This is a genomic window from Bradyrhizobium sp. 26S5 (assembly GCF_036923295.1).
Classification (GTDB): Bacteria; Pseudomonadota; Alphaproteobacteria; order Rhizobiales; family Xanthobacteraceae; genus Bradyrhizobium; species Bradyrhizobium septentrionale.
The window spans coordinates 5,170,499-5,190,337 of the sequence record NZ_CP145948.1 but is presented as its reverse complement, the minus strand read 5'-3'; the positions used below and the strand labels follow the sequence as shown (position 1 = coordinate 5,190,337).

At 64.9% G+C, this 19,839-nt stretch carries 22 protein-coding genes; 16 read left to right on the top strand and 6 right to left on the bottom strand.

All coding sequences use genetic code 11. The annotated features are described in order from the left end of the window. Positions 1-151 precede the first annotated feature (151 nt). The 12 genes from V5279_RS24115 (at position 152) to V5279_RS24060 (ending at position 10,297) form a co-directional block, all read left to right on the top strand. Entirely contained in the window at positions 152-703 is a 552-nt protein-coding gene (locus tag V5279_RS24115; protein ID WP_338688559.1) for an NADPH-dependent FMN reductase, read from the top strand. A 46-nt stretch (positions 704-749) separates the two neighbouring features. Then, positions 750-1,067: an FtsB family cell division protein gene (locus V5279_RS24110; RefSeq protein ID WP_029080870.1), complete on the top strand. Its 318-nt coding sequence runs from the start codon at positions 750-752 to the stop codon at positions 1,065-1,067. 159 nt (positions 1,068-1,226) lie between these two features. Then, positions 1,227-2,246, top strand: coding sequence for a pyruvate dehydrogenase (acetyl-transferring) E1 component subunit alpha (gene pdhA, locus V5279_RS24105; protein WP_338688555.1), 1,020 nt, complete (start codon positions 1,227-1,229; stop codon positions 2,244-2,246). Positions 2,247-2,291: 45 nt separating this feature from the next. Next, positions 2,292-3,689, top strand: coding sequence for a pyruvate dehydrogenase complex E1 component subunit beta (locus V5279_RS24100; RefSeq protein ID WP_338688553.1), 1,398 nt, complete (start codon positions 2,292-2,294; stop codon positions 3,687-3,689). A 5-nt stretch (positions 3,690-3,694) separates the two neighbouring features. After that, a complete protein-coding gene (locus V5279_RS24095) occupies positions 3,695-4,000 on the top strand; it encodes a DUF5076 domain-containing protein (protein WP_029080873.1) in 306 nt (101 codons plus the stop codon). A gap of 2 nt (positions 4,001-4,002) precedes the next feature. Next, positions 4,003-5,361, top strand: a complete 1,359-nt coding sequence (locus tag V5279_RS24090) for a pyruvate dehydrogenase complex dihydrolipoamide acetyltransferase (RefSeq protein ID WP_338688546.1) — start codon at positions 4,003-4,005, stop codon at positions 5,359-5,361. Between the two features lie 12 nt (positions 5,362-5,373). Next, on the top strand, positions 5,374-5,550 hold the full coding sequence (locus V5279_RS24085) for a hypothetical protein (RefSeq protein WP_338688543.1): 177 nt from the start codon (positions 5,374-5,376) through the stop codon (positions 5,548-5,550). Then, on the top strand, positions 5,551-5,793 hold the full coding sequence (locus V5279_RS24080) for a hypothetical protein (RefSeq protein ID WP_166295202.1): 243 nt from the start codon (positions 5,551-5,553) through the stop codon (positions 5,791-5,793). It abuts the gene before it with no gap. A gap of 17 nt (positions 5,794-5,810) precedes the next feature. Continuing rightward, positions 5,811-7,232 carry a dihydrolipoyl dehydrogenase gene (gene lpdA, locus V5279_RS24075; protein ID WP_338688540.1) on the top strand — a complete coding sequence of 474 codons (1,422 nt, stop codon included), beginning with the start codon at positions 5,811-5,813 and terminating at the stop codon, positions 7,230-7,232. A 185-nt stretch (positions 7,233-7,417) separates the two neighbouring features. After that, entirely contained in the window at positions 7,418-8,659 is a 1,242-nt protein-coding gene (locus tag V5279_RS24070) for a threonine synthase (RefSeq protein WP_338688538.1), read from the top strand. 78 nt (positions 8,660-8,737) lie between these two features. Next, positions 8,738-9,706, top strand: a complete 969-nt coding sequence (locus tag V5279_RS24065) for a tripartite tricarboxylate transporter substrate binding protein BugD (RefSeq protein WP_338688536.1) — start codon at positions 8,738-8,740, stop codon at positions 9,704-9,706. 42 nt (positions 9,707-9,748) lie between these two features. Further along, positions 9,749-10,297 carry a GrpB family protein gene (locus V5279_RS24060; RefSeq protein WP_338688533.1) on the top strand — a complete coding sequence of 183 codons (549 nt, stop codon included), beginning with the start codon at positions 9,749-9,751 and terminating at the stop codon, positions 10,295-10,297. A gap of 47 nt (positions 10,298-10,344) precedes the next feature. Here the strand turns inward: V5279_RS24060 and V5279_RS24055 are convergent, their stop codons facing one another. After that, the gene (locus V5279_RS24055; protein WP_338688530.1) at positions 10,345-11,349 is read right to left on the bottom strand and encodes a LysR family transcriptional regulator; all 1,005 of its coding nucleotides are present in this window, start codon (positions 11,347-11,349) and stop codon (positions 10,345-10,347) included. A gap of 185 nt (positions 11,350-11,534) precedes the next feature. Between V5279_RS24055 and V5279_RS24050 the strand changes: the two genes are divergently transcribed. Continuing rightward, a complete protein-coding gene (locus V5279_RS24050) occupies positions 11,535-12,047 on the top strand; it encodes a nuclear transport factor 2 family protein (RefSeq protein WP_338688527.1) in 513 nt (170 codons plus the stop codon). 119 nt (positions 12,048-12,166) lie between these two features. Here V5279_RS24050 and V5279_RS24045 read toward each other — a convergent pair whose 3' ends face one another. Then, positions 12,167-14,383: a lytic transglycosylase domain-containing protein gene (locus V5279_RS24045; RefSeq protein ID WP_338688525.1), complete on the bottom strand. Its 2,217-nt coding sequence runs from the start codon at positions 14,381-14,383 to the stop codon at positions 12,167-12,169. Positions 14,384-14,679: 296 nt separating this feature from the next. Between V5279_RS24045 and V5279_RS24040 the strand changes: the two genes are divergently transcribed. Both V5279_RS24040 and V5279_RS24035 read left to right on the top strand, forming a co-directional pair. Further along, positions 14,680-15,528, top strand: a complete 849-nt coding sequence (locus V5279_RS24040; protein ID WP_338688522.1) for an SMP-30/gluconolactonase/LRE family protein — start codon at positions 14,680-14,682, stop codon at positions 15,526-15,528. 88 nt (positions 15,529-15,616) lie between these two features. Beyond that, the gene (locus tag V5279_RS24035) at positions 15,617-15,766 is read left to right on the top strand and encodes a hypothetical protein (RefSeq protein WP_166295216.1); all 150 of its coding nucleotides are present in this window, start codon (positions 15,617-15,619) and stop codon (positions 15,764-15,766) included. A gap of 60 nt (positions 15,767-15,826) precedes the next feature. Here the strand turns inward: V5279_RS24035 and V5279_RS24030 are convergent, their stop codons facing one another. The 3 genes from V5279_RS24030 to dctP are packed head-to-tail and all read right to left on the bottom strand — an operon-like array spanning position 15,827 to position 18,755. After that, positions 15,827-17,185: a TRAP transporter large permease gene (locus V5279_RS24030; RefSeq protein ID WP_166295218.1), complete on the bottom strand. Its 1,359-nt coding sequence runs from the start codon at positions 17,183-17,185 to the stop codon at positions 15,827-15,829. Next, a complete protein-coding gene (locus V5279_RS24025) occupies positions 17,182-17,736 on the bottom strand; it encodes a TRAP transporter small permease (protein ID WP_166295219.1) in 555 nt (184 codons plus the stop codon). The genes V5279_RS24030 and V5279_RS24025 overlap by 4 nt, the downstream gene beginning before the upstream one ends. Beyond that, entirely contained in the window at positions 17,733-18,755 is a 1,023-nt protein-coding gene (dctP, locus tag V5279_RS24020) for a TRAP transporter substrate-binding protein DctP (RefSeq protein WP_338688515.1), read from the bottom strand. The genes V5279_RS24025 and dctP overlap by 4 nt, the downstream gene beginning before the upstream one ends. A 345-nt stretch (positions 18,756-19,100) precedes the next feature. Here dctP and V5279_RS24015 point away from each other — a divergent pair, with 345 nt between their 5' ends. Continuing rightward, the gene (locus tag V5279_RS24015; protein WP_338688513.1) at positions 19,101-19,334 is read left to right on the top strand and encodes a pentapeptide MXKDX repeat protein; all 234 of its coding nucleotides are present in this window, start codon (positions 19,101-19,103) and stop codon (positions 19,332-19,334) included. Between the two features lie 55 nt (positions 19,335-19,389). On the opposite strand, the gene V5279_RS24010 is transcribed toward V5279_RS24015, so the two are convergent. Then, complete coding sequence (locus V5279_RS24010; protein ID WP_338688511.1) at positions 19,390-19,746, bottom strand: DUF6481 family protein; 357 nt, start codon at positions 19,744-19,746, stop codon at positions 19,390-19,392. Positions 19,747-19,839 lie beyond the last annotated feature (93 nt).

Genomic DNA, 19,839 nt, shown 5'->3' with positions numbered 1-19,839 from the left:
GCCACCTGGATGGGCGAGGCCCCGGTGTTCAGGTCAGTTTTGCAAACGCTGCGTTTCCAGAATGGGGCGATTCATGCACTTGCATCTTTCTCGGCGTATCGGTAGGTGAGGACCACCAATCCGGTTTCACGTGCACCCCAGGGGACTAGCTATGGCCTATAACATCCTCACCATCGTCGGCAGCATCCGCAAGCAGAGCTTCTCGCTCAAGATCGCCAATGCGCTGGCCAAGCTCGCGCCGGCCTCGCTGAAGCTCGACGTGACGACCCTCGAGGGCATTTCCTTCTTCAACCAGGACCTCGAGGCGGCGCCGCCGGCGGACTGGCTGGCCTTCCGCGAGAAGCTGCAGAAGTCGAACGGCGTGCTGTTCGTGACCCCTGAATACAACCGCTCGGTCCCGGGCGTGCTGAAGAACGCCATCGACGTCGCATCGCGGCCCTATGGCAAGAGCTCATTCCAGGGCAAGCCGACCGGCATCATCTCCAACTCGCCGGGCCCGCTCGGCGGCGTCAGCGCGGCGAAGCACCTGCAGAACATCCTGCCGGGCATTTCCGGCCCGATCCTCGGCCAGCCGGAAGCCTACCTCAACGGCGTCGGCGATGCCTTCGACGACCAGGGCGAGCTGACCAAGGACTCGCTCAAGACCGTGTTGCAGCAGTACCTCGTCGCCTTCGCAGCCTTCGTCGAGAAGCAGAACGGCTAATCAAATTTAGCATTCCATTAACCGCCATGGCCGCATCTTCGCGGCCATGGTTTCCCGCACGCGCCTCAAATCGATTCTGTCCGGCCTTGCCCTCTATACGCTGGCAGCGCTGATGGTCGGCTATTTCGGCGTCAACGCCTACACCGGCAAATATGGCCTGAATGCGCGGCAGGAGCTCGACCAGGAAATCATCGCGCTGACCTCGGAGCTGGCGCGACTGAAGAAGGAGCGGGCCGAGGGCGAGCAGCGGGTGTCGCTGTTGCGCTCGGACCGGGTCGATCCCGATATGCTGGACGAGCGTGCACGCTTCCAGCTCGACTACGCAAATCCGCGTGATCTGGTTCGGATCAATAAGTCGAACTGACGCGTTCTCAAATTTCAAAAACATTCGCGCACTATCACAAAAATGTCGCGCTGCGTTGCAGTGCGGCATAGCAAAATTCCATCCGGCGAACGCAATCCTTCCAAGGCGATTTGAGTTGGGTTAGAGAGGGTTCTTCGACTTCTCTCACCCGGAATTGCCATGGCCGCACCCAAGAAAAGCGTCACAAAAGAATCAGGGCAGGAGAAGGCTGGCTCGCCGCCCGAATTCACCAGGGAGCAGGAGCTCAAGGCGCTGCGGGACATGCTCCTGATCCGGCGCTTCGAGGAGAAGGCCGGTCAGCTTTACGGCATGGGTGCGATCGGCGGCTTCTGCCATCTCTATATTGGTCAGGAAGCCGTCGTGGTCGGCATGCAGATGGCGCTGAAGCCGGGCGACGAGGTCATCACTGGCTACCGGGACCACGGCCACATGCTGGCTTGCGACATGGAAGCCAGGGGCGTGATGGCCGAATTGACCGGACGCCGTGGCGGCTATTCCCGCGGCAAGGGCGGCTCCATGCACATGTTCAGCAAGGAGAAGCATTTTTACGGCGGTCACGGAATCGTCGGCGCGCAGGTGTCGCTCGGCACCGGCCTGGCCTTCGCCAACCGCTATCGCGGGAACGATGCCGTCAGCGTAACTTATTTCGGCGACGGCGCGGCCAACCAGGGCCAGGTCTACGAAAGCTTCAACATGGCGGAGCTGTGGAAGCTGCCGGTGATCTACGTCATCGAGAACAATCGCTATGCGATGGGCACCGCGGTGTCGCGCGCCTCGGCGCAGCAGGACTTTTCCAAGCGCGGCGCCTCCTTCAACATTCCCGGCAAGCAGGTCGACGGCATGGACGTGCGCGCGGTGAAGGCCGCCGCCGATGAGGCCACGGCCTGGTGTCGCGGCGGCAATGGTCCGATGATTCTGGAGATGCAGACCTACCGCTACCGCGGCCACTCGATGTCCGATCCGGCGAAGTACCGCACGCGCGAGGAGGTCGAGAAGGTCCGTCACGATCAGGACCCGATCGAGCAGGTGCGCACTCGCTTGCTAGCCGCCGGCGTCAGCGAGCAGGACTTGAAGGCGATCGACGCCGAGGTGCGCGAGATCGTCAACGAAGCCGCAGACTTCGCGCAGCACGATCCGGAGCCCGATCCGTCCGAGCTCTACACCGACATCTACCGCTGACCTCACCCGCGCAGAAGAATTTCAAGACCGATTTCGGGAGTCGATATGCCCATTCAAGTGCTGATGCCTGCGCTGTCGCCCACCATGGAGAAGGGCAACCTCGCCAAATGGCTGAAAAAGGAAGGCGAGACCATCAAGTCCGGTGACGTCATCGCCGAGATCGAGACCGACAAGGCGACGATGGAGGTCGAGGCAACCGACGAGGGCACGCTCGGCAAGATCCTGATTCCGGAAGGCACCGCCGACGTCGCGGTGAACACGCCGATCGCCACCATCCTGGCCGACGGCGAAAGCGCCGCCGACCTCGCCAAGGTGCCCGCAACTCCCGCGCCGCAGCCGAAGGCCGCGGAGGCCGCGCCTGCTGCCGAAGCCAAGGCGGAAGCGCCGCAGCCCGCGGCGAAGGCGCCGGCCGCGCCGGTCAGCGAGGCGCTGCCCGATCCGGAAATTCCCGCAGGCACCGAGATGGTCACGCAGACCATCCGCGAGGCGCTGCGCGATGCGATGGCCGAGGAGATGCGGCGCGACGGCGACGTCTTCATCATGGGCGAGGAGGTCGCGGAGTATCAGGGCGCCTACAAGGTGACGCAGGGCCTGCTGCAGGAGTTCGGCGCCCGGCGCGTCATCGACACCCCGATCACCGAGCACGGCTTTGCCGGCATCGGCGTCGGCGCGGCGATGGCAGGGCTGAAGCCGATCGTCGAATTCATGACCTGGAATTTCGCGATGCAGGCGATCGACCAGATCATCAACTCCGCCGCCAAGACGCTCTATATGTCCGGCGGCCAGATGGGCTGCTCGATCGTGTTCCGCGGCCCGAACGGCGCTGCCGCGCGCGTCGCCGCCCAGCACAGCCAGGACTACGCGGCCTGGTACTCGCAGATCCCGGGCCTGAAGGTGATCGCGCCATACTCGGCCGCCGACTACAAGGGCCTGCTCAAGGCCGCGATCCGCGATCCCAATCCGGTGGTCTTCCTCGAGAACGAGATGCTGTACGGCCACACCGGCGAGGTACCGAAGCTTGCCGATTACGTGGTGCCGATCGGCAAGGCGCGGATTGCGCGCGCCGGCAAGGACGTCACCATCGTCTCCTGGGCGATGGGCATGTCCTATGCGCTGAAGGCCGCCGATGAACTCGCCAAGGAAGGCATCGAGGCCGAGGTCGTCGACCTGCGCACCATCCGGCCGATGGACACCGAGACGATCATCAACTCGGTGAAGAAGACCGGCCGCGCGGTCACGGTGGAGGAGGGCTGGCAGCAGAGCGGCGTCGGCTCTGAGGTCGCGGCGCGCATCATGGAGCACGCGTTCGACTATCTCGATGCGCCGGTGGCGCGCGTCTCCGGCAAGGACGTGCCGATGCCCTATGCCGCCAATCTGGAAAAGCTCGCTCTGCCGTCCGTCGCCGAGGTGGTCGCGGCCGCCAAGGCCGTGTCCTACCGGTAACGCCGATGGCCGGTCCCAAGGAGCAGCCGCTGCCGCCTGACGTGATGGGCCGCGAGGACGCCATCGAGGTGCTGCGCGCCTTTGTCGTCGACGGCGGCCTGTCGATCGCGTTCCAGCGCGCCTTCGAGGAGCCGGACATGTGGGGGCTGATGCTCGTCGACATCGCCCGCCACGCCGCACGCGCCTATGCGCGCGAGAGCGAATACACCGAGGACGAGGCGCTCGCGCGCATCGTCGAGATGTTCGAAGCCGAAATCGCCCGGCCGACCGACATGGGCCAAACCAAACCGCGGTCGCAACAAGGTCACTGACAATGCCGATCAATATTCTCATGCCCGCGCTGTCGCCGACGATGGAAAAGGGCAATCTCGCCAAGTGGCTCAAGAAAGAGGGCGACAAGGTCAAGTCCGGCGACGTGATCGCGGAGATCGAGACCGACAAGGCGACGATGGAAGTCGAGGCGGTCGATGAAGGCACGATCGCCAGGATCCTGGTGCCCGAGGGTACGCAGGACGTGCCGGTCAACGACGTCATCGCGGTGATGGCCGGAGACGGCGAGGACGTGAAGGCGGCGGCCAGCGCCGGCGGTGGCGCTGCCCCGGCGGCCAAGCCCGCCGAAGCACCGAAGCCCGTCGCGCAGGCCGCGCCTGCTGCGGCTCCCGCACCGGCGGCTGCGCCCGCACCGCAGCCGGCCGCAGCCCCCGCAGCGGCGCCTCAGCCGGCCGCGCAGGCCAACGGTCACGCCCGCGTCTTCTCGTCGCCCTTGGCGCGCCGGTTGGCAAGAGAAGCCGGCATCGAACTCGGGCGCATCACCGGCACCGGTCCGCACGGCCGCGTCATCGCGCGCGACGTCGACGAGGCCAAGTCCGGCAAGGGCCTGAAGGCGCCGGCGGCCGCGCCCGCCGCCGCGGGGCCAAGCATCGCACCGTCGATGTCCGACAAGCAGATCCTCGCGCTGTTCGAGCCGGGCTCCTACGAAATCGTGCCGCATGACGGCATGCGCCGCACCATTGCGCAGCGTCTCACCGCCTCGGTGCAAAACGTCCCGCACTTCTACCTCACCATCGACTGCGATATCGGCAAGCTGCTCGCCGCACGCGAGGAGATCAACGCGTCAGCACCGAAGGACAAGGAGAAGAAGCCGCTCTACAAGATCTCGGTCAACGACTTCGTCATCAAGGCGATGGCGGTCGCGCTGCAGAAGATTCCGAACTGCAATGTGAGCTGGACCGAAGGCGGCATGGTCAAGCACAAGCATTCCGACGTCGGCGTCGCGGTCGCGATGCCGGGCGGCCTGATCACGCCGATCATCCGCAAGGCCGAGACCAAGACGCTCTCGACCATCTCCAACGAGATGAAGGATTTTGCCGCGCGCGCCCGCGCCCGCAAGCTGAAGCCGGAAGAATATCAGGGCGGCACCACCGCGGTGTCCAACCTCGGCATGTACGGCATCAACCACTTCACCGCGGTGATCAATCCGCCGCACGCCTCGATCCTCGCGGTCGGCACCTCGGAGGAGCGTCCGGTGGTGCGCGGCGGCAAGATCGAGATCGCGCACATGATGAGCGTGACCCTGTCGTGCGATCACCGCGCCATCGACGGCGCGCTCGGCGCCGAGCTGATCGGCGCCTTCAAGCAGCTGATCGAGAATCCCGTGATGATGATGGTGTGACGGGCATCAGCCATGTACGTGATGTCAGGTCCGTACGTCCTGCTCGCCGCCGTCGCCGTCGCGTTGCTCGTCGCGGTCAACCGCGACCTGATATCGACGATCCAGTTCAGGATCATGATGATCGGCGCCGCTGTGCTGGCGCTGGCGTGGTCCGTGTTCCTCGGTGCGGTATGGCGGGAGTACGGGTAAATGACCGGCACGGTTCGCACGCGCTGGCCCTGGATCTCGCTGCTGCTGTCGGCCGCGCTGGTGTGCAATCCGGTCGGGCTGGATTTGCTGCACTCCGCGTTCTTCGCCGGCGAACAGCTGGCGCGGAACATCGCCCAGCCCATCGTGCTGACGGCCCTGGCCATCATGGCCGTGGTGGTCGGGCTCGAATGGCTGGTCAGGACATTGATCGCAAGAAGCCGCGCCCGCGGCGCCACAGGTTGAGTTGAACGGGAGCCGCCATGGCCGACACATCTTTCGACGTCATCATCATCGGCTCCGGCCCCGGCGGCTACGTGACAGCGATCCGCGCCGCGCAACTCGGCTTCAAGACCGCGATCGTGGAGAAATCCTATCTCGGTGGCATCTGCCTGAACTGGGGCTGCATCCCGACCAAGGCACTGCTGCGCTCGGCCGAGATCTACCACTACATGCAGCATGCCAAGGATTACGGGCTGTCGGCCGACAACGTCTCGTTCGATCCGAAGGCGGTGGTGCAGCGCTCGCGCGGCGTCTCGAAGCGCCTCAATGACGGCGTCGGTTTCCTGATGAAGAAGAACAAGGTCACGGTGATCTGGGGCGATGCGACGATCGATGCGCCCGGCAAGATCACGGTGAAGAAGTCGGCGGTCGAGGCGCCGAAGGGCGCGAGCGGCGAGGGCAGCTATCAGGCCAAGCACATCATCATCGCGACTGGCGCGCGGCCGCGCGTGCTGCCCGGGCTCGAGCCCGACAAAAAGCTGATCTGGACCTATTTCGAGGCGATGGTACCGGAGCGGATGCCGAAGTCGCTTTTGGTGGTCGGCTCGGGTGCGATCGGCATCGAGTTCGCCTCGTTCTTCCACACCATGGGCGCCGACGTCACCGTGGTTGAGGTGCTGCCGCAGATCCTCCCGGTCGAGGACGCCGAGATCGCGGGCCTCGCGCGCAAGCGCTTCGAGAAGATGGGGATCAAGATCCTCACCTCGACCAAGGTGACAAAACTCGAGAAGAAGGCCGACAGCGTCGTTGCGACCATCGACGACGGCAAGGAGAAGCCGCAAGCGGTAGAGTTCGAGCGCGTGATTTCGGCGGTCGGCGTGGTCGGCAATATCGAGAATCTCGGACTGGAGAAGCTCGGCGTCAAAACCGACCGCGGCTGCATCGTGATCGACGGCCTCGGCAAGACCAACGTCCCCGGCATCTACGCGATCGGCGACGTCGCGGGACCGCCGATGCTCGCGCACAAGGCCGAGCATGAAGGCGTGATCTGCATCGAGGCGATCAAGGGCCTGCATCCGCATCCGATGGACAAGCTGCTGATCCCGGGCTGCACCTATTGCAACCCGCAGGTCGCTTCCGTCGGCCTGACCGAAGCCAAGGCCAAGGAAGGCGGCCGCGAGATCCGCGTCGGCCGCTTCCCGTTCGTCGGCAACGGCAAGGCGATCGCGCTCGGCGAGGATCAGGGCCTCGTCAAGGTGGTGTTCGACAAGAAGACCGGCCAGCTGCTCGGCGCGCACATGATCGGCGCCGAAGTCACCGAGCTGATCCAGGGCTATGTCGTGGCGATGAATCTGGAGACCACGGAAGAGGAATTGATGCACACCGTCTTCCCGCATCCGACCTTGTCGGAAATGATGAAGGAAGCGGTGCTCGACGCCTACGGGCGTGTGCTGAATATCTAACAAGCGGACGCGTCGCAGATAGAACTCCCGTCATCCTGAGGTGCGAGCGCAGCGAGCCTCGAAGGATGCACGGCCCGGATCGAGCAGCGGGGCCTGTCGCCCTTCGAGACGGCCGCTTCGCGGCCTCCTCAGGGTGACGGGTCCGGCAGTGAAGAATTCACAAAGAACAAGAAAGAGCAGATCCAGTGAAAGACAACGACAACCTCACCATCGAACGCCCGACCTTCGTCACCCATCTCGAATGCGCGATGGAGGGCGATCACTATCCCGCCGACCAGGCCCACAACCTGTCCAAGGCCGGCAAGCCGCTGCTGGTGCGCTACGACCTCGCCGGGGTGAAGAAGGCGCTGACGAAGGACGCGCTGGCCCAGCGGCCGGCCGATTTGTGGCGCTACCGCGAGCTGCTGCCGGTGCGCAAATGCCAGGACATCGTCAGCCTCGGCGAAGTCACGACGCCGCTGATCCGGTTGCCGAGGCTTTCTGCCAGGCTTGGCGGCGGCGAGATCATCGTCAAGGATGAGGGGCGGTTGCCGACCGCTTCGTTCAAGGCGCGCGGCCTCGTGATGGCGGTGTCGATGGGCAAGGCGCTCGGCATCAAGCACATGGCGATGCCGACCAACGGCAATGCCGGCGCGGCGCTGGCGGCTTACGCCACGTCCTGCGGCATCAAGACCACGATCTTCTGCCCGGCCGATACGCCGGAGGTCAATGTCAGCGAGATCGAGCTGCAGGGTGCGACTGTCTATCGCGTCAACGGCTATATCGATGATTGCGGCAAGATCGTCGGCGAGGGGAAAGCCAAGGTCGGTTGGTTCGATACCTCGACCTTGAAGGAACCGTACCGGATCGAGGGCAAGAAGACGATGGGCCTCGAGCTCGCCGAGCAGCTCGGCTGGGACGTGCCCGACGTGATCTTCTATCCGACCGGCGGCGGCACCGGCCTGATCGGCATGTGGAAGGCGTTCGACGAGCTCGAGAAGATCGGCTTCATCGGATCAAAGCGTCCGCGCATGGTGGCGGTGCAGGCCTCCGGCTGCGCGCCGATGGTGCGGGCCTATGAGGCCGGCACCGAACATGCGGCACGCTGGGAGGACGCCCACACCATCGCCTCCGGCATCCGTGTGCCGCAGGCGATCGGCGACTTCCTCATTTTGCGCGCGGTGCGTGACAGCAAGGGATTCGCGATTGCCGTCGATGACGACAAGATCACCGCGGCGCTCAACGAGGTCGCGCGCGAGGAGGGGCTGTTGCTGTGCCCCGAGGGCGCCGCGACCTATGCCGCCTACACGCAGAGCCTCGCCGACGGCCGCGTCTCGAAGAGCGACCGCGTGATGCTGTTCAATTGCGCCAGCGGCCTGAAATACCCGCTGCCACCGGTCACCCGCACGCTGGACCGGCACAAGCCGATTGACTTCGCGCAGTTCTGACGCCTCATCCGAAGGGCCATCTTGTCGAAAGGTGGCCCTTCAAAAATGATACAACAAAGAAGATTGAGGGAGAGCGTGATGCGGAAGCTGGTTCTGGCCGTGTTGGCGATGTTGGCGTTCACGGGGGCCAGTTCCGCGGAAACCTATCCCGCGCATCCGATCACCATCGTGGTGCCGTTCGCCGCCGGCGGTCCGTCGGATGCGATGGCGCGCATCCTCGGCGAGCGGATGAAGCAGTCGCTCGGCGAGGTGCTGCTGATCGAGAACGTGACCGGAGCGGGCGGCTCGATTGGCGTCGGCCGCGCGGTGCGCGCGGCGCCCGACGGCTACACCGTCTCGTTCGGCCATCTCGGCACCCATGTCGCGAACGGCGCAATCTACAAGCTCGGCTACGACCTCGTCTCTGACCTCGAGCCCGTGGTGCTGCTGCCGAGCAATCCGATGATCATCGTCAGCAAGAACGCCGTGCCGGCGAAGTCGCTGAAGGAATTGCTGGACTGGCTGAAGTCGCGGCCGGCGCCGCCGACTGCAGGCACTGCCGGCGCCGGCAGCGGCAGCCACATCGCCGGGCTCTATTTCGAGAATGTCTCCGGCATCAAGCTGCAATACGTGCCGTATCGCGGCACCGGACCGGCGCTGAACGACCTCGTCGCCGGCCAGATCGACATCATCGTCGACCAGACCTCGAACTCGATCAATCAGGTCCGTGCCGGCAATATCCGCGCCTATGCGGTCACCGATTTCAAGCGCGTGGCGAATGCGCCCGAGGTCCCGACCGTCGATGAGGCCGGCCTGCCGGGCTTCCACATGACGCTGTGGTCCGGCCTCTGGGTGCCGAAGGGCACGCCGAAGGAGATCGTGGCCAAGCTCAACGCCGCCGCGGTCGAGGCATTGGCCGACCCCGCCGTGCAGAAGCAGCTCGAGAATCTCGGCCTGCAGATGCCGCCGAAGGATCAGCTCACGCCGGAGGCGCTCGGCACCTGGCAGAAGGCGGAAATCGCAAAATGGTGGCCGATGATCAAGGCCGCCAATGTGAAGGTGGATTGAGCACCGTCGGCGATTCAGGCACGCATACGATAAGGACAGCTCATGGAGAAATACGGCGCAGGGGCGATCGTTGTCTCCGCCTATGATCCTAACTGGCCGGCGTTGTTCGATCAGGAGCGGGCGAGGATCCAGGCTGCGCTCGGAGGTCTTGCGCTCGCGGTCGAGCATATCGGCAGCACGGCGGTGCCGGGGTTGCCGTCGAAACCCATCATCGATCTGCTGGTTGGCGTGCTGGATCTCGATGGGGCGCAACATCGCTATGTCGAGCCGATGGCCACGCTCGGCTATACCTATATGCCGCAGTACGAGTCATGGCTGCCGGGCGAGCTGTTCTTCCGCAAGGGACCGCCCGGACCCTGGACCCACCATGTCCACGTGATGCCGCTGTCCCACCCGCGTTGGCAGCAACTGATTTTGTTTCGCGATTATCTCCGCGCCCATCCCGAGGCCGCGCGCGCCTACGCGGACGTCAAGCGCGTACTCGCCTGCACGTCCAGGGACGACATCGCCGCGTATCGCAACGGCAAGAGCGCGTTCGTTGAAGCGACCACCGCCCGGGCGCTGGCCTGGCGCGCCGAGCGAGGCCAGTGATCCCTCGATCGCGCGCAGTCGCGCGACCACGGCAATGACGACGACGCTCACTGCGCCGACGCTGAATTTGTCCCCTGGGTCGCGACCCGCTCGCGACTGCTCGCGGGCGCGGACGGGCTGAACTGCGCCAGCGTGCTGACGAGCCACGCCACGCCCGCATCCATCATCGCAACTTTTGGCACGACCAAGGTGATGTCAAAGCGGGGCAGCGCAATCGGCGCATCGACGTAGGTCACGCCGAAGTGGGAGCCGTGCATGGCGGCGAACCGGCGTGGAATCGCCGAGACCAGGTCGGTCTCGGCGATGACGGCGAGGGCGAACATGAAATTCGGAACGGTCAGCGAGATCCGGCGCGACAAGCCGCGCTCCGCCAGCGCAACGTCGACGAAGCCATGCGGATCGCCGGAGTGCGAAACCACGAGATGCCGCGACGCGTAGTAGTTTGCCGGAGTGGGATTGGCTGCGAGCGGATGGCCGGCCCGCATCGCGATGACGAAGTCTTCCTCATAAAGCGTGCGCGTCGTGAAGCGTGCGGGGACGTCTCCGAGGGGGATGACCGCGATGTCGATGGCACGGTTGTCGAGCTCGGCGAGCGCGTCGCTCCAGGCGAAGCTCGGTACAGGCTGGCCTTGCCGCGGCAGCAATTGGCGAATGCAGATATCGATGCGTGGCGCCAGCGTGGGCAAGTCGTGGAGCAGCTGCCACAGGAAGACCGATGACGCGCCGTCAGGGGCACCAATCGTGAAGCGGCGTGACGAGCGCGCGGGGTCGAAAGGTTCGACACTGTCGATCACAGCTTTGACGCGGGCGAGTATCTCCGAAATCGGCGCGGCGAGTTCGGTCGCCCGGTCGGTCGGAACGACGCCCGTCGGCGTCTTGAGAAACAAGGGATCGCCAAGCAGCGTGCGCAGACGTCCAAGCCCGTGGCTGACGGCCGACGGCGACAGGTTCAATCGCTCGGCCGATCGGCCGACATGACGCTCCTCCATGACGATCTCGAACAGGACCAGCAGATTGAGATCGGTACGGGAAAGATCAATTTCATTCAGCATATCGCTGAAATCATATCACTGGATTCAGGTCAGACGAAGTGAGAAGTCTTGTCAGGTGCAGAATATCCAAGGCGCTGAAATCAATGAGGAATTCTTCGATGTTCCATCCAGTATACGGCGGGGCGGACCGCAACAACGAATCCTCTCAAGGGAGCAGATCGGATCGGATTTGCAGGCGGCTAGCAGTGGCGGCGGCACTCGCGCTGCCGCTGGCGGTTCACGCTGCGGCGGACGAGCGCACACCAAGCCGGGCGGAGGACGCCGCTGACCACGCCCTCGCTGAACTCATCCGGCGCACCGAGCAAGCGATGTCAGCGTTCATGCGCGGCGACACGACCACCTATCTTGGCCTGATCAAGCACGGTGACGACTTTACCTTGATGCAGCCATTCGGCGGCTCCCCCTCGGAAGGATTCGATCCCAGCCCCGAGCACATTGCGAGGCTTGCCGGATACTTCAAGGGAGGAGAAACGATACTGGAATTGGTGAAGTCCTACGCGTCGCGCGACATCATTGTGCTTTCGATGATCGAGCGACAGCATGGCGAGGTCGGTGGCCTGCCCGACCAGGACTGGTCGCTGCGCGTGACGTTGGTTTACCGTCGGAGTGACGCCGACTGGCACCTGGTGCATCGACACGCCGATCCGCTTGTGCATCGCATCAGCTTGGAGCAAGCGGCTGCGCTGGCTCGCGGCTGAAGCCCGCCACATTGCCAGCGAAGCGGCATGTCCGCTGAAGCTTGCCGCTTGTGGAGGCAGGGATTGCTTCGCCGTTAGCGCTCCTCGCAATGACGATTGTGCGAGGCCGTCCGTTAATCTCACTGTGGCGGCGTTGTAGCCGCCGGCTCCGCATTGGTCTCCTGCGTCACGACACGCGCTTCGTTCTTGGCCACCGCGGTTCCGGCGTCATCGAAGCGCACACGATAGACCGCGAAATTCTCCATCACGCGCTGCACGTAATTGCGCGTCTCCGAGATCGGAATCCGCTCGACCCAGTCGACTGGATCGACGTTGGGATCGCGCGGGTCGCCATAAGCCTTGACCCAGTCGCGGACGCGGCCGCGGCCGGCGTTGTAGCCGGCAAACGTCATGATGTGGCAGTTGCGATATTCCGACAGCAGCGCGCTCAATTCGGCCGCACCCATCTGGGTGTTGTAGACGGGATCGGAGACCATCCTGCTCCAGTCGTAGCTGACGCCGAAACGCTTTGCGGTGTCGCGGCCGGCCTCCGGCGTCACCTGCATCAGGCCGACCGCGTTGGCCGGCGACTTGTCGCGCTGGTCGAATGCGCTTTCGGTGCGCGCGATCGAGTAGGTCATGCTGCGTCCGATATCGGGGGCGATCGGGGTGTGCTTGGGAATGCCGATGACCGGAAAGGCGTAATGGTCGAAGGCAAAGCCGCGGCCGAGCGCGATCTTACCGATCTGCAGCATGGCGCGGGCATCGTTGCGGCGGCCGGCGAGCTCGCCGAGCGCCTCGAGCATGCCGACATCTGTGCTTTCCTCGGCGAGGTCTGCGGCGAAATAGAGCACGATGTCGGGCTCGCCGATCGCATAGAGCATGTCGGCGGCGCGGACCCGCTCGTCGGCGGCGGTGCTGCCGGCGCTCGCTGCCGGCGAGGGCGCGCGCAGCTCGACGCCGTCACGGCCGAGCTTGGCCAGTGCGAGCTGACCGTAATAGGCGGTCGGGTAACGCGCGGCGGCCTGGTAGTCGGCCCGCATTGCCGCGGTGTTGCCGAGTGCCTCGGCGGCGCGGCCGCGCCAATAGGCGGCACGCGCCAGCACGGTCGGATTGGTCTGGCCCTCGTCGATCCGCGCGAAATGCGCCGCGGCAGTCTTGGCGTCGTTGAGATAACGCAGCGCGATCCAGCCGCGCATGAAGTGCATGTCGGAGCGGTAATAGGGGTTGTCCGGCGCCGCCGCCGGGCGGATCACGTCATAGGCGGTCTGGTACTGGCCCTGGTCGAGCAGCTTACGGGAGAGGATGCGACGCTCGCGCCACCATTGGTCGGTGTCCTGCTGCGCCATCGTCTCGGGCGCGGCTGCGATCGTCACGCGCGCTGCATCGTCGATCCTGTTCTTCGCAAGCAGCCACTGGATCCGGCACAGCGTGTAGCCGAGGTCGCTGTGGGCATCGGCCGCCACGTCGTTGAGTGCGTCTTCTGCCTTGCTGGATTGTCCGCGAACCGCGCCGCACGCCTTCACGATCGCCAGCTCATCGCTGCCGAGCCGCTGCGCCGCGCGCCTGGCGGCGGCGAGGTCCTTGGCACCGATCCGCTTGTCCATGCGCGCGCGATGATCGTCGCGCGTCAGCAGGTCCTTGAATGCGTCATAGGCGTCGCTCTCGGTGCGGTCGGACAAATCCTCCGAGCGCCAAGCCTCGCGCACCAGCTTGGTGGCGCCGTCGCGGTCGCCTTCGGCGAGCAGCGTGCGGGCGAGCGCGAACTTGCCCTTGGCGCTAACAGGCTGATCGAGGGTGAAGCCGTGCACCGTGGCCGGATCGCTGCGCTCCTGCCAGATCCGTGCCTCGGCCCGCCGGCGCAGCAGCGTGACGCTTGGCCAGTCCGGGTTGGCGGTGACGAACGTCGCATAGCGGCTGTAGGGCGCGTTCGACTCGGAGTGGCGCAGCAGATACCACTCGACGAGCTTCCGCCCGACCGGGTCGGTGATCTTCGCCTGGATTTCGGTCGCCTCGCTGGTCTTGCCCCTGCGTGCAGCGACGATCGCGTCCCTGATAGTGGCGAGATCGCCGGACAATTGCGGCCCAGCGGGTTTCTCGGGCTCTGATACCTTCGAGGTCTCAGTCTTGGTGCTCGATTTTGTTTTGGCCGATTTGCGTTTGTCGGCGCCGTGCCTGGCATGCCGGCGCTTGCCGGAGGTGCTCTCGCGTGCGGATTTGGCACCGTGCGCCTTCTTGTCGGCGTGGCCGCTCTTGGCCTGGTGCTGGTGATGCGGCTTGGCGGTCGCCTGGACCGGAAGCAGCGCAAGCGCGGCGGCGGTGGCGAAACACGCCAGCGGACGTAGGCAACGGTTCATTCCCTGGCCCCCCTGAAACCATCAGGCACAAACGGAACGCGTCGTACACGGCACAACGGCCGCAAATTACCACTACCCTCGATTCTCGAGTGTTAACGCTGCTGCAACTCAACAGGGAAAACACGGCGAAATATGGAATGTGACGTGTGGAACCCGCGGGAACCGGGGTTCTCTCGGGCAGTGAGGCGCGGCCGCCACACGCTTTGACCTATCCCTCCTGGGTTGTATCCTCGCGACAGAACGCGCCGTGGGGGACCGATGTCACTGATAGAACAGCTATTGCCGGCCGGTCGGTCATGACCGCTCGCCTCACCACCATCCATGACGGCGGCCGCTATTTCGAGGGCCCGCGCTGGCATCGCGGGCGGCTCTGGTTCGTCGACTGCATGGCGCGGACGCTGCTCAGCATCAGCCCGTCGGGCGAGCTGCAGCAGCACGCGGCGGTGACCGACGACACGCCGTGTGGTCTCGGCGTGCTGCCTGATGGCGACATCGTCGTGTTGACGATGTTCAGGAAGCGGCTGCTGCGGTTTAGCGATGGGGCACTGTCGCTCTATGCCGATCTCTCTGAGGTTGCGACCGGCACGATCGACGACATGATCATCGACGAGCAGGGGCGCGCCTATGTCGGTGACCTCGGCTTCAACCTGCCGCCGCCGGAGGGCCGCGGCGCCGTCGGCCGGATCATCCTCGTGATGCCTGATGGCCGCGCCCGCGTTGTCGCGGACGGCTTGCGCTTTCCCAACGGCATTGCGATCTCCTCCGACCATCGTCGGCTCGTCGTCGCCGAAATGGATGGCGCCTGCCTCGCCGACTATGACATCGCGGCGGACGGCAGCCTGCATTTGCGCGGGCGGCTCGGCCGCATCAACGATCCCGACGGCATCTGCCTTGATCGCGACGGCGCGGTCTGGGTCGCATCGTTCACGGAAGATGCCTTTGTCCGGATCGATCGCGATGGTGAGGAGCGTGAGCGTATCGGCGTCGCCGGCCGCCGCGCGCTTGCCTGTGCGCTCGGCGGTGCCGACCGCCGGACGCTGTTCTGCCTGAGCGCGGAGACATCCTACGAGGAGCTGCGGAAGGGCAAATCGGTGTCGCGCATCGATGTGGTCGAGGTCGATACGCCAGGTGACGGCTATCCGTGAGTTCCTCCCCCTTCGGCAAGACGGTTCGCTTTGGTCTTGATTTTTGTTCTCGTTTCGTTCAGATTGATGCGCTCCGGGAGGAGCCACCATGGACGCCGAGAGAGACCGCGACATCATCAGGCTATGGAACGAGCTCCGCCGGCTGCAGCGGGAGGGCCGTCCGACGGCGCTAATGATCCGCCGGATCGAGAAGGCGCTGGCGGCAAGGGAAACCGCAAGCGAGCAGGCGGCGGCCTGAGGCGCCTGTCTTGACGCGTTTACCCCACGTGAGCCGGTATCAGCTTCGCTCGAAGATGCTCTAGCGCCCGCCGTCCGGCCCCATCACCAGGTTTGGCAGCCAGGTCGAGATCTCCGGGAAGAAGCAGAGCAGCAGCACGGCGAACATCATCAGCAGCACGAACGGCAGCGTGCCCCAGATCACCTCGCTCAACGGGATGTCCGGCGCGACGTTGCGGATGACAAAGATGTTGAGGCCGACCGGCGGGTGGATCAGGCCCATCTCCATCACGATCGTCATGACGACGCCGAACCAGATGATGTCGAAATTGGCCGCACGAAGCGGCGGCAGGATGATCGGCGCGGTCATCAGGATGATCGAGACCGGCGGCAGGAAGAAGCCGAGCACGATCACCATCACGAGGATCGCGAACAGCAACTCCCAGCGCGGCAGGTGCATCGCGACGATCGCCTCCGCCGCCGATTGCGAGATGTGCAGATAGCTCATCACATAGGAATAGAGCAGCGACATGCCGATGATCAGCATCAGCATGGTGGATTCGCGGATGGTCGATTTCAGGATCGGCGACAGGTCGCTCGGCTTCCACACGCTGTAGATCACCGCGATCAGCGCCAGCGCCAAGAGCCCGCCGAGGCCGGCGGTTTCCGACGGCGTGGCGTAGCCGCCATAGAGCGCGATCATGACGCCGGTCAACAGCAGCACGAACGGGATCACGCGCGGCAGTGCGCTGAAGCGCTCGGCCATGGTGAATTCGTCGTGCTGCAGGATCGCGGCGTCCTTGCCGGTCGCGTCATAGACGGCGCGCGCCATGGCGTATTCCTTGCGGAAGCGGTACACGGCGTAGACGCCGAACAGCGTCACGAGCAGCAGTCCGGGGCCGATGCCGGCGAGGAACAACCGCCCCAGCGATTTCTCGGCGGCGACGGCGAACAGGATCATCGTGATCGACGGCGGCAGCAGAATGCCGAGCGTGCCGCCGGCGGCGATGATTCCGGCGGCAAAGCCGCCGGAATAGCCGCGCTTGCGCATCTCCGGGATGCCGGCCGAGCCGATCGCCGAGCAGGTCGCGGGCGAGGAGCCGGCCATCGCCGCGAACAGCGCACAGGCGAACACGTTGGCGACGCCGAGGCCGCCAGGCACGCGGTGCAGCCAGGCATGCAGCGCCGAATAGAGATCCTGGCCGGCGCGCGATTTGCCGATTGCCGCCCCCTTCAGGATGAACAGCGGGATCGATAGCAGCGTGATCGAGGCCATCTCCTCGTAGACGTTCTGCGTCACCGTATCGAGCGAGGCCGCCGGCATGAAGATCGCCATGAACACGACCGCGACCGCGCCGAGCGCGAACGCGATCGGCATGCCGGAGAACATCGCAAACAAAGTGGCAAGTCCGTAGGAGATGCCAATACCAAACACGGTCATCGGCGCGCGCCACCGGTCAACGGAAGGATGATTTGCAAGAGGATCTGCACGCAGAGCAGCGTCATGCCCAGTGCCATCAGCACATAAGGGATGGCGAGCGGCGGCGACCACATCGAGTTGGACACCTGGCCGTCGACATAGGCCTCATGCGCCAGGGTCCAGGACTTCCAGGCGAAGAAGGCGCAGAACGCGAAGCTGGCGACGTCGACCAGCCACAGCCTGATGCTGTTGGCCCGCGGCGAGAGCAGGCCGACGAACGCCTCGATGCTGACATGGCCGCGCTGGCTCTGCACATAGGCCGCGGTCATGAAGGTGGCGCCGACCAGCAGGAACACGGCAGCCTCGTCCTGCCAGTAGTTTGCCATGTGAAACACGGCGCGGCCGAGCACGCTGTAGCTCAGGATCGCGCAGGCCGCGATCAGAGCGAGCGCGGCGAACACCACGATGATGTTGTTGCAGACCGACAGCGCGCGCTCAAGCATGGCTACGGGCGTGTTGCCCGCGGCCAGGCTTGCGCTTTCGTCCTGATCCGCGACCGGACCATGGATCATGCGGCGACGTCGCTTGCGAGCTTCAGCAGGTTGGCTGACGTCGCCGTCTTGGCGCCATAGTCCTTCCAGGCGGTGTCGCGCGCGATGTCGCGCCACTTGCCGACAATGGCGGCATCGAGGACGCTGACCTTGGCGCCGGCCTTCTCGTAGACCTTGGTGACCTCGGTGTCGTCGTCCTGCGCGCCCTTGCGGCCGAACGCCTCGAGCTCGGTGCCAACAGTGAGGATGATGTCCTGCTGGTTCTTCGGCAGCTTGTCGAAGATCGCCTTCGACATCATCAGCGGCTCCAGCATGAACCAGTAGGAGGCGCCGGCGCCCGAGGTCAGCGACTTCGCGACCTCCTCGAGGCGGAACGAGATCAGGCTCGTGGAGGAGGTGATGCCGGCGTCGCAGGCGCCGGTCTGCATCGCGGCGTAGAGCTCGTTGGACGGCACCGACAGCACGGCGGCGCCGGCGGTCTGCAGCACCATGTCCATCTCGCGCGAGCCGCCGCGCACCTTCAGGCCCTTGGCGTCTTCGGGGGCCACGATCGCCTTAGAGCGGCTGGCGACGCCGCCGGCCTGCCAGACCCAGGAGATCAAAAGAATGCCCTTGTCGGCGAGGAAATCGCTCAATGCCTTGCCGACCGGCTCCTTCTTCCAGCGCAGACCCTGGTCGTAGGTCGTGACCAGGCCCGGCATCAGGCCGATATTGGTCTCCGGCAATTCGCCGCCGGCATAGGGCATCGGATAGAGGCTGAGATCGAGCGCACCCTTGCGCATCGCCGAGAACTGCGCGTTGGTCTTGATCAGCGACGAGTTCGGATAGACCTCGGCGGCGAGCTCGCCGCCGGAACGCTTGGCGATCTCGGCTGCGAACATCCGGCACAGCCGGTCGCGGAAGTCGCCCTTGTCGATCGTGCCGCCGGGGAACTGGTGCGAGATCTTCAGGGTGGTCGCGGCATGCGCGGTGCCGATGCCCATCCGCAGGACGGCGGGAGCGGCGAGGGCGGAAGCGAGGACGTGGCGGCGTGTGAGCATGGTTTCTTCCCCTGAGAGCTTCTTGAGTGGCTGTTAGGCCGGCGCGGCGCTTCAGCTTAGCCGGTCTTCACCTGAACATTCTCTAGTCTGATAGTTCGAGGCGCCCTGATAGTGCGAGCCGACATGTGGTCGCAAGTCCTGGCCGCAAGTCGTGGCCTTGTTGCGGCGCACACTGCTCGCCCGCGTCGCATCGCCACTCCAACCCTCACGCGACGAACCGTCGGGCGTCCGCGCCGCGATGCTTCAAGAATTTGTTATTGGAGGTAACAACGGCCGGCGCAAGTGCGTCGAGTAGACAGCGGCAAGTCGTCGCGCTCACATTCGACCACACAAGGGATCACCAACATGACCACCAAGACCCGCCTCAGCCTTTCCGCCGCGCTGCTCTCGTTCAGCCTGGCGCTGGCGCCGGCCGCCTTCGCTCAGGACAAGATGGGCAAGGACGACGCGATGAAGAAGGAAGACACGATGTCCAAGGATGCCATGAAGAAGGATGGTGGCATGATGAAGAAGGACGACGCCATGAAGAAGGACGGCGGCGCGATGATGAAGAAAGACGACGGCATGAAGAAGAACTGACGCCGCCACTGCTCATCATTCGCAGGCCCGCCATGGTGGCGGGCCTGGTTCCGCCTTAGCGCTTCTTCTTGCCCCGCTCCTTGCGCGCTGCGTAGCGGGCGTCACGCTTGGCCTTCTGCTCGGCCTCGAGCGCGGCCAGTCTTGCGGTTTCCTCTTCCTTCTCCCGCGCGATCCGCTCCGCCTCGGCCGCGGCGGCCTCTTCCTCGCGGCGCTTCCGCTCGGCCCTCTCGGCTTCACGGGTTTCCTTGGCCTTGGCGCGGCGCTCGGCGATCGCCGCGCGCTCCTCGGCCCGCGCCTTCACGCTCGGATCGTCGGCCCCCGGCTGGGTACGAAACTTGTTGAGGAGGTTTTGCCGCGCCTGCAGCGCCGCCTTTTGGCGGTCGGCAAAACCCGGTTCCTTGAAGCCACTCATAGAGGAAGCCTGCTGCTTTCTGTTCGTTGATGGTTGGGGTTCGGTTCGTCGCTTCAATAGGTGAACGGCGGCGAAAATGCCAGTGGCGAACGA

Excerpts from the sequence above, each read along its gene's own strand:
- V5279_RS24115 (WP_338688559.1), top strand. The coding sequence starts at position 152 with ATGGCCTATAACATCCTCACCATCGTCGGCAGCATCCGCAAGCAGAGC.
- V5279_RS24110 (WP_029080870.1), top strand. The coding sequence starts at position 750 with ATGGTTTCCCGCACGCGCCTCAAATCGATTCTGTCCGGCCTTGCCCTC.
- pdhA (WP_338688555.1), top strand. The coding sequence starts at position 1,227 with ATGGCCGCACCCAAGAAAAGCGTCACAAAAGAATCAGGGCAGGAGAAG.
- V5279_RS24100 (WP_338688553.1), top strand. The coding sequence starts at position 2,292 with ATGCCCATTCAAGTGCTGATGCCTGCGCTGTCGCCCACCATGGAGAAG.
- V5279_RS24095 (WP_029080873.1), top strand. The coding sequence starts at position 3,695 with ATGGCCGGTCCCAAGGAGCAGCCGCTGCCGCCTGACGTGATGGGCCGC.
- V5279_RS24090 (WP_338688546.1), top strand. The coding sequence starts at position 4,003 with ATGCCGATCAATATTCTCATGCCCGCGCTGTCGCCGACGATGGAAAAG.
- V5279_RS24085 (WP_338688543.1), top strand. The coding sequence starts at position 5,374 with ATGTACGTGATGTCAGGTCCGTACGTCCTGCTCGCCGCCGTCGCCGTC.
- V5279_RS24080 (WP_166295202.1), top strand. The coding sequence starts at position 5,551 with ATGACCGGCACGGTTCGCACGCGCTGGCCCTGGATCTCGCTGCTGCTG.
- lpdA (WP_338688540.1), top strand. The coding sequence starts at position 5,811 with ATGGCCGACACATCTTTCGACGTCATCATCATCGGCTCCGGCCCCGGC.
- V5279_RS24065 (WP_338688536.1), top strand. The coding sequence starts at position 8,738 with ATGCGGAAGCTGGTTCTGGCCGTGTTGGCGATGTTGGCGTTCACGGGG.
- V5279_RS24060 (WP_338688533.1), top strand. The coding sequence starts at position 9,749 with ATGGAGAAATACGGCGCAGGGGCGATCGTTGTCTCCGCCTATGATCCT.
- V5279_RS24055 (WP_338688530.1), bottom strand. The coding sequence starts at position 11,349 with ATGCTGAATGAAATTGATCTTTCCCGTACCGATCTCAATCTGCTGGTC.
- V5279_RS24045 (WP_338688525.1), bottom strand. The coding sequence starts at position 14,383 with ATGAACCGTTGCCTACGTCCGCTGGCGTGTTTCGCCACCGCCGCCGCG.
- V5279_RS24040 (WP_338688522.1), top strand. The coding sequence starts at position 14,680 with ATGACCGCTCGCCTCACCACCATCCATGACGGCGGCCGCTATTTCGAG.
- V5279_RS24035 (WP_166295216.1), top strand. The coding sequence starts at position 15,617 with ATGGACGCCGAGAGAGACCGCGACATCATCAGGCTATGGAACGAGCTC.
- V5279_RS24030 (WP_166295218.1), bottom strand. The coding sequence starts at position 17,185 with ATGACCGTGTTTGGTATTGGCATCTCCTACGGACTTGCCACTTTGTTT.
- V5279_RS24025 (WP_166295219.1), bottom strand. The coding sequence starts at position 17,736 with ATGATCCATGGTCCGGTCGCGGATCAGGACGAAAGCGCAAGCCTGGCC.
- dctP (WP_338688515.1), bottom strand. The coding sequence starts at position 18,755 with ATGCTCACACGCCGCCACGTCCTCGCTTCCGCCCTCGCCGCTCCCGCC.
- V5279_RS24015 (WP_338688513.1), top strand. The coding sequence starts at position 19,101 with ATGACCACCAAGACCCGCCTCAGCCTTTCCGCCGCGCTGCTCTCGTTC.
- V5279_RS24010 (WP_338688511.1), bottom strand. The coding sequence starts at position 19,746 with ATGAGTGGCTTCAAGGAACCGGGTTTTGCCGACCGCCAAAAGGCGGCG.